The organism is Streptomyces sp. NPDC000878 (assembly GCF_053599695.1).
Window position 1 is genome coordinate 1 of record NZ_JBSFMT010000145.1, and the last position, 8347, is coordinate 8347.

Annotated in this window: 3 protein-coding genes; 2 read left to right on the plus strand and 1 reads right to left on the minus strand. The window is 74.9% G+C overall.

Annotation, left to right across the window (positions count from 1 at the left end):
- Positions 1–653: 653 nt before the first annotated feature.
- On the minus strand, positions 654–4313 hold the full coding sequence (locus ACWDR4_RS49175) for an FHA domain-containing protein (protein WP_450418626.1): 3660 nt from the start codon (positions 4311–4313) through the stop codon (positions 654–656).
- A 449-nt stretch (positions 4314–4762) separates the two neighbouring features.
- Between ACWDR4_RS49175 and ACWDR4_RS49180 the strand changes: the two genes are divergently transcribed.
- Positions 4763–6547 carry a serine/threonine-protein kinase gene (locus ACWDR4_RS49180; protein ID WP_450418623.1) on the plus strand — a complete coding sequence of 595 codons (1785 nt, stop codon included), beginning with the start codon at positions 4763–4765 and terminating at the stop codon, positions 6545–6547.
- A gap of 423 nt (positions 6548–6970) precedes the next feature.
- On the plus strand, positions 6971–8236 hold the full coding sequence (locus tag ACWDR4_RS49185; protein ID WP_450418624.1) for a serine/threonine-protein kinase: 1266 nt from the start codon (positions 6971–6973) through the stop codon (positions 8234–8236).
- Positions 8237–8347 lie beyond the last annotated feature (111 nt).

Consider the following 8347-nt stretch of genomic DNA (forward strand, 5'->3'; position numbering starts at 1 on the left):
CTGGGGGCTGCCGCCCCCAGACCCCCGCTATCGGCCTGAACGGCCTCGTCCTCAAGCGCCGGACGGGCTGGGTGTGCCTGGGGGTTGTGGTGGAGGGTGCGGCGGGTGGGTGGGCAAAAGGCTCGGCCTGGACGGCCTTGTCCTCAATCGCCGGACGGGCTGGGGTGCCTGGGGTCGGGGGTGAAGGTGCGGTGGGTGGGGGAAAGCTCGCGCTGAACGCGCTCGTCCTCAAACGCCGGACGGGCTGAGATGCCCAGGCTGGTGGTGAAGCGCGGCGGGGTGGGTGGGGAAAGGCTCGCGCTGAACGCGCTCGTCCTCAAACGCCGGACGGGCTGGAATGCCCGGCCGGTGTTGAAGAGGCGCCGCCTGTGCTGCGGAAGCGCCGGGGGCGGTGGGCGAGGCAAGGGTGGGCGGGGAAAAGGGTGGGCTGAGCGCGGTTGTCCTCGGACGCCGGCCGGGCTGGATGGTGCCGGCCGGGGCTGGATGGTGGTAGCCGGGCTTGATCTTTCAGCGCCGGCCCGCACCACCTGCTCAGCCCGTCCGGCGTTTGAGGACAAGGCCCGTTCAGGGCCGACTTCGGGGGTCTGGGGGCGCAGCCCCCAGGGATGGGAATGGGTAAGGGCGGCGGGGGCGAGGAAACGCCGCCCGCCCGCTCACAACAGCGACGGGACCTCCGTCGCCGACACCGAGCGCGCCGCCCGTTCCAGCGCGCTCGCCAGCAACGCCAGGTCCGTCGGCCCGTTGCCCAGTTCGCGGACCGGGCGGCGGGTCGGCGGGTCGCCCATGCGCTGCCAGTCCAGCGTGGCGACCGTCGGACGCAGCGTCGCCGTGCGGGGGATGCGTCCGGTCACCCGGCCGCCCTGGAAGGGGATACTCCGACCGTCCGGCCCGCTCAACCGGCCCCGCCCCGCCGCAGGCTCGTCCGGCCCCGGCGCAGGCGCGTCCAGCACGACCCGCAGCGCGGCCCCCCGGGCCAGCTCCGTCTCCGCCGTACGCCCCCCGACGCCCGCCGCGGCCACCAGATGCACCCCGAGCCGCTCACCCTCCCGGGCCACCGCCTCCAACGCCCGCACCACGGACCCCGCCGACGGCCGCCCCGGCGACCCCAGCGGCGGCGACACCAACGCGTCCAGATCGTCCACGACCACCACCAGACGGGCCAGGGGCGGTGTCTCCGTACGCCTCCGGCTCGCCGCAGGACGCAGCCGCAACGTCGAGCTGGGCGGCGTATCGAGATCCCCGGCGCCTTCTCCCAGCCCTGTTCCCGTGCCCGCCGAACCGCGGGGGCCCGGTCCCGATCCCGATCCCGATCCTGACCCCGAGCCCGATGCCGACCGCTGCGGGCCGATCCGGCCGGACAGTTCGCGCCCGGTGTGCCACTCGGCGAAGCCGACCCGCCCGAGCAGCTCGGCCCGCCGCTTCAGCTCGGCGCTGAGCGACTGGGCGAACTCCCGCATACGGACGGGGTCGTTGGCCGTGAGGTGGGTGGTGACATGCGGAAGGTCGGTGCACACCCGCAGCCCCTCCCCGTGCGCAGCGCTTCCGCCGGTGCCGTCCCGGCCGTCCATCAGCACGATGCCCAGCCGGTCGGGCCGCTCGGCGGCGGCCAGCGACGCGACGACCGCCCGCAGCAGCTCCGTACGGCCGCTGCCGGGCGGGCCCTCGATCAGCAGGTGCGGCCCCTCGGCCGCGAGGTCCACGCCCACCGGCCCGCGCGGGCCGGCGCCGAGTACGGCCCAGGCCCGGCCGCCGAGCGTCTCGGTGTCGTCGGCGGCGTCCGCCCAGCGGGCCATCAGGGACGCCGGGGTGGCCCGGGCGAGCCCCAGCTCGTCGAGCAGCCGCGCCGCCTGTGGCAGGGGCGCCGAGACGCGCTGCTGCCGTCCTCCGGCGGCACCGTCGGTGCGCAGTGGAGCCAGCGCCCGCCCGAACCGCTCGGCCCACGCCAGGGACACGGCGTCCACGGCGGCCACGGAACCCTGCCCGACCAGCCCGCCACGCCCGCCGAGGTCCGTGTTCGCGGATTCCGCGGATTCCGCGGATTCCGGCCGCCCGGGCGCGGCCACCCCTGCCCGTGCCACCCGCAGCACATGCAGTGCCGTGGCCACGTCACCGCCGAGCAGTGCCACCGCCCCGCACTCACGGAACGGCGGCGAGGCCGCGCACGCCGCCTCGTACGTCTCCGTCACCGGCGACACGGGTGACGCCGCCTCCGTCTCCGCGAGGCACACGACGTGTATCCCGGCCCGGGGTCCCTCGTGCGCCAGCCGTGCGACGGCCTCCCGGACCGCCGCACCGCCCGGGTCGCCGTCCACGACGACCACGGTGTACGGCCCCGCGAAGCCGTCCGCCCCCGACGACCCGTCAGGGTTGTCGTCCCGGGCCCAGGAGGGCCGTCGGGCCGCTTCCCGGGCGCCCTCCGAACCACTGTGGTCCTCGTGGGCGGGAGCCTTCGCCGCCGTCGCAGCCATCTCCACGGAGTGGTCCTCCAGACGGCGCAGGAGTTCGTCCGCGCGGGCCGTGGCCTGTTCGCGGTCGTAGGCGAGGAGGAGACGGCAGTCCTGGCCGTGCCCGGGGCGCAGATGCGGGAGCCAGCCGAGCCAGGACCACTCGGCGGTGCGCTCCTCAGGGGTGCGCGAGCGGTCCGTGCTGATCAGGACGATCTCCAGGGCCTCCGGGGAGTGCAGCGCGGCCAGCTGGGCCACCACCGCGCGGGCCAGCCCCGCGAGCCGCGCGCGCGGGCCGGCCAGCCCCAGCGCCCCGACCTCGCGCAGCCCGGCGGTCACGGGCACGGCGGGCAGCAGCCCCGAGCCGTCGGGGGCCGCGCGGTCCGCCGTACCGAGCCGGACCGTGAGCGCCTCCGGGTGGCCCGGGCCGCGCTCCCAGAGGCGGGGGCCGGGGCCCAGGGCCGTCAGCAGCAGCGTCGCCGGGTCGGGCCAGCTCTCTGGCGCCTGCGGTACGGCGCTCACGGACTCCGGGGCCACCGGGTCGGTCACCGGCTCCTCGTCGTCGTACACCTCGCCCTCGGCCGGCTCCTGCTCCGGGCGCCCGCCGGTCAGCCGGCGCGCCCACTTGGAGAGCCCACCGCGCCTGCTGCGCACCCCCGGCGGGACGTCCGTCCCCCGCAGGGGCGTCCCCTTGCGCCCGCTGCCCCCGGAAGGCTCCGCCTCCGCGTCGTCCTCGTCGTGGGAGCGGGCGTGCGGTACCGCCGAGGCCCCGGATGCCGGTCCCGGTACGGAGAACCCGGCGCCGTGGGTGTCACCGGAACCGCCCGGAACCCTGCCCGGGCCGGCCGCGCCCGTGGCGTCCCGGCTCTCGATGCGTGGGGCCCGCCCCTGCCCCGGGACGAGCGGCTGCGCGGCCTCCGCCGGACCCCGCGCACCGCGCGACTCGGGAACGCTCCCGGCCGCTCCCCAGCTCGCCGAACCGTAGGCGTGATGGGTCTCCCCGGAGGGCGGCTTCGCCGTGCCGCCGGGCCGCACGCGTGCGGGGTGCGTCTGGGACGGAGACGGATGGGACGGGGTTGCCGCGCGCGGGGCGGAGGGCCGTCGGTCGCGGGTGTCCTCGTCGGCCTCCGAGGCGGCACCGTCCGACGTACGGCCCGGGGCCCGCGTGCTCCCCGGGGTGACGCTCACGCGGACATGGCCCTCGCCGTCCGGAGTCGTGCCCACGCGCGTGGCCGCGTCGCCGGGCGGTGTCAGCCGCAGGGCCGACTCGCCGATGCGCAGGAGCGCGCCCGGTGCGAGGCGGACCGGGCGGGTGCCGAGGCGGGCGCCCGACAGGGTCGTGCCGTTCGTGGAGTCCAGGTCCGCGACCGCTATACGGCCGTCCGCCGCGACCGTGACCGCGCAGTGCAGCCGGGAGACGTCAGGGTCGTCCAGCGGGACGTCGGCGTCGGCGGAGCGGCCGATGGTGATCCGGCCGCCGTGCAGCAGATGGACACCGCCCGCGTCCGGTCCCGCCACCACGTGCAGCTGGGCCGCCGCCTCGTCCGCCTCGGGGTGCGGTTCGGGCTCGGCGGGGGTGCCGAGGGCCAGCACGGCGCCGTCGACCAGTGGTGGCTCGCCCAGGGTGCAGCGCTGGGTGTCGAGGCGCTGGTCACCCACGTACAGCACCACCGCCCCGCCGCTCTCGCGGTCCCGGCCGCGCTCGGGCATCGACGCACCGTCGCCCGCGACCGAGGAGGCCAGGGCGGAGGCGACCGCGGCGAGCGCCGTGCCGGCGGGCGCGGTGACCAGCACGTCGCAGCTCGCGGCACGCGCCCACGGCTCCGAGGGCGGCCCCAGCGGGTCTACGACGGTCAGCCGGATCTGCATCGCCGTCAGCGGTCCCTTCTGCGCGGGCACCCGGAAAGGAGGACGAAGCCACGCCACGGGTCCCACCACCGCGGACTTCCCCCACCGCACACGAGCACGTCGGCCAGTACTGGAGGCATCCTCGCACCTGACACTGACAACGCGCCCGCCACCCACCCATAAGTGATCTTGAATGGTCACCTCTGCCCGCAAAAGTGCCTGACCAGTGAGCGACGGCTGTCCGTTTCGGATCGGTTTGGTTATCGGTTTGAGATCGGTCACGTTCGGGATCCGGCAACCGAAGCGACCGAACAAGGCGTCTTTCCATCGAACATGTACGGAAGGCCGTACGTAGCCGTACATGGACGGCGGCCGTTCCCAGGGGGTCCTGGGGACGCGGCACTACAGTGGGTCGGAACACCGTGTACGGGATGCGTGTACGGGATGTACGTACGCAAGGGAGCCATGACGTGCGGCCGGTAGGGAGCAAGTACCTCCTTGAGGAGCCGCTGGGACGCGGCGCCACAGGCACCGTCTGGCGTGCCCGCCAGAGGGAGACCGCGGGAGCCGAGGCCGCGGTGGCAGGCCAGCCCGGCGAGACCGTGGCGATCAAGGTCCTCAAGGAGGAACTCGCCAACGACGCGGACATCGTGATGCGCTTCCTGCGCGAGCGGTCCGTGCTGCTGCGGCTGACCCACCCGAACATCGTCCGGGTACGGGACCTGGTGGTCGAGGGCGATCTGCTGGCGCTGGTCATGGACCTCATCGACGGCCCCGACCTGCACCGCTACCTGCGGGAGAACGGCCCCTTCACGCCCGTCGCCGCCTCCCTCCTCACCGCCCAGATCGCCGACGCGCTCGCCGTCAGCCACGCCGACGGCGTCGTGCACCGGGACCTGAAGCCCGCCAACGTCCTGCTCATGCAGGACAACGGCCGGATGCACCCGATGCTCACCGACTTCGGCATCGCCCGCCTCGCCGACTCCCCGGGCCTCACCCGCACCCACGAGTTCGTCGGCACGCCCGCGTACGTCGCCCCGGAGTCCGCCGAGGGCCGCCCGCAGACCTCCGCCGTCGACATCTACGGCGCCGGCATCCTGCTGTACGAGCTGGTCACCGGCCGTCCGCCGTTCGGCGGCGAGACCGCCCTCGAAGTGCTGCACCAGCACCTCACCGCCGAGCCGCGCCGCCCGTCGACCGTGCCCGAACCCCTGTGGACGGTCATCGAGCGCTGCCTGCGCAAGAACCCGGACGAACGGCCCAGCGCCGAGAACCTCGCGCGCGGGCTGCGTGTCGTCGCCGAGGGCATCGGCGTCCACTCCAACTCGATGCAGATCGCGGCGGCCGAAGGGGTCGTCCATCTGCTCGCACCGGATCCGGCGCCGACCGCGGTCCCCGGGGCGGGCGACCCGACCCAGGTGCTGCCGCACGGCGCGGGCGCGGGGGTGCCGGGAGGATACGACCCGAACGCCGCCACCAGCGTGCTGCCGCACACCGGGGTGCCCGGTTCCGTGGGTTCGGGTTCCATCGGCGGCGCGGACCCCACGGCCGTCATGCCGCCGGTGCCGCAGGGCCGGCCCGGAGGCGGCCCTGGCGGCCCCGAGGAGCCGCACCCCTGGCAGAACCAGCTGCGTGCCGCCCGGGACCGCAACGAGCAGACACAGGTCCAGTACCTGGACCCCGGCGAGGACCCCCTGCGCCGCCGGCCCCAGCGACAGCAGGGCCGGCCGCCGCAGCAACAGCCCCAGCAGCCGCCGTACCAGCAGCCGCCGCCGTCGCGTCAGCAGCGGGGGCCGCAGCCGCAGCCCGGATACGGGTATCCGCAGGGGCCGGGTCATCCGGGACAGGGCCAGCCGCCGCAGCACCAGCAGTACGCGCCGCCGCAGCACCAGCAACAGCCGCAGCGGTACGCGCCGCCCGCCCCGGCGCCCGCGCCGCAGCAGCCCCAGCGCCCTCAGCAGCCCGAGGGCCGGCCGCCGCGTGAGCCGAGGGAGCCCCGGCAGCGCAGCGCCAACCCGATGAAGATCCCCGGGCTCGGCTGCCTCAAGGGGTGCCTGTTCACGATCATCATCCTGTTCGTCGCCGCGTGGCTGATCTGGGAACTGAGCCCGCTGCAGGGGTGGATCGGCTCGACGAAGGGGTTCTTCGAGCAGATCGGCGACTGGGTCGACACGGTCAGCGGGTGGATAGGGGATCTGGGCGGGGGTTCCGGGGGCTCTGGCGGGTCCGGGGGGCCCGGGGGCGCTGGGAACTAGCCCGCGCGTGCGGTAGCGGCTCTGCGGCTCCGGGTTTGTCGTGGCCTCCGGGTGGTCGTGGCTCCGGTCGGCGATCGCGCGGTGGTGTCCTGCGGCGGCCTCTTGCCGTGGTCCGGGCAATCCGGTGGCAGCCGGGGCAATTGAGGAGCAGGTGGGCTGTGCTGCGACTGTGATTCCGGTACGACTCTGGGGATTTGTCGACACCTGGCGGGTGATTTCCGTCCCGGCGGTGAAGGTTACGACTCCGGACGCGTAGTTTTATCGGCTGAGGTCGGGGTCGAGACTTTGTCGGCCGGGGGTCCGGGGGTGGCCCCCCGGATCGGCGCGGTATCGGCTGAAGTCGAGTGAGGTCGAGGTCTTGTCCGCTGGGGGTCCCGGGACCCGTGGCATAGCCGCTGGTGTTACGCGTCTGTAGGAGCAGTCTTGGCACGGAAGATCGGCAGCCGGTACACCGCCAACCAGATCCTGGGGCGGGGCAGCGCCGGCACGGTGTGGCTGGGCGAGGGACCCGAGGGGCCCGTCGCCGTCAAGCTGTTGCGCGAGGACCTGGCGTCGGACCAGGAGCTTGTCGGACGCTTTGTGCAGGAGCGGACCGCGTTGCTCGGTCTCGAACACCCGAACATCGTGTCCGTACGGGACCTGGTGGTCGACGGGAACGACCTCGCGCTCGTCATGGACCTGGTGCGGGGTACGGACCTGCGCACCCGGCTCGACCGGGAGCGCCGCCTCGCACCCGAGGCCGCGGTCGCGATAGTGGCCGACATCGCCGACGCGCTGGCCGCCGCGCACGCCGCCGGGGTCGTGCACCGTGACGTGAAGCCGGAGAACGTCCTGCTGGACATGCAGGGCCCACTGGGCCCCGGCGGCTCGCACCCCGCCCTGCTGACCGACTTCGGCGTCGCGAAGCTCATCGACTCACCGCGGCGGACCCGGGCCACGAAGATCATCGGTACGCCGGACTACCTGGCCCCCGAGATCGTGGAGGGCCTGCCCCCGCGCGCGGCCGTCGACATCTACGCGCTGGCGACGGTCCTGTACGAGCTGCTGGCCGGCTTCACGCCCTTCGGCGGCGGGCACCCCGGCGCGGTGCTGCGCCGCCACGTCACGGAGACGGTGGTCCCGCTCCCCGGCATCCCCGAGGAGCTGTGGCAGCTGCTCGTGCAGTGCCTGGCGAAGGCGCCGGCGTCCCGGCTGCGGGCGTCGGAGCTGGGGGCGCGGCTGCGGGAGCAGCTGCCGTTGCTGGTGGGGATGCCGCCGCTGGATGTGGACGAGCCGGAGTCGGAGTCGGAGGACGCGGGGGAGTCGGGCGAGGGGCGGGTTTCTCGGGGCGAGGTGTACGACGAGGTGGCTGTGCCTGCGGGGGAGCGGGTGCGGCGGGGGGCGGTGCCTCTGGTGCGGGGGGCGAAGCCGGACTCGAACCGGGATACGCATACGTCGATGCGGGTGCCTGGGCCGGACGAGTTGGCGGGCGGGGCGCTGGGGACGGCGCGGGTGCCGCGTCCGGCGGGGGCGCCTCGGCCCGGTTCGGCCAGGCACCGGGCTTCGGCGCGGCGGCGACGGCTGACGCTGGGGGTGGCTGCGGTGGTTCTGGTGGCGGCGGTGGGGGTCGGGACGTGGGTGGCCACGTCGGGGGATGACTCGGGGGCAACCCCCCAGGACACGAAGAACTCGGCACCGGCGTCGCCGTGAGGGGGGTTTTCGCCCCCGCCGCCCTTACCCGTCCCATCCCTGGGGGCTGCCGCCCCCAGACCCCCGCTTTGGCCCGTCCGGCGTTTGAGGACGAGGCCGTTCAGGCCAAAG

Excerpts from the sequence above, each read along its gene's own strand:
- ACWDR4_RS49175 (WP_450418626.1), bottom strand. The coding sequence starts at position 4,313 with ATGCAGATCCGGCTGACCGTCGTAGACCCGCTGGGGCCGCCCTCGGAG.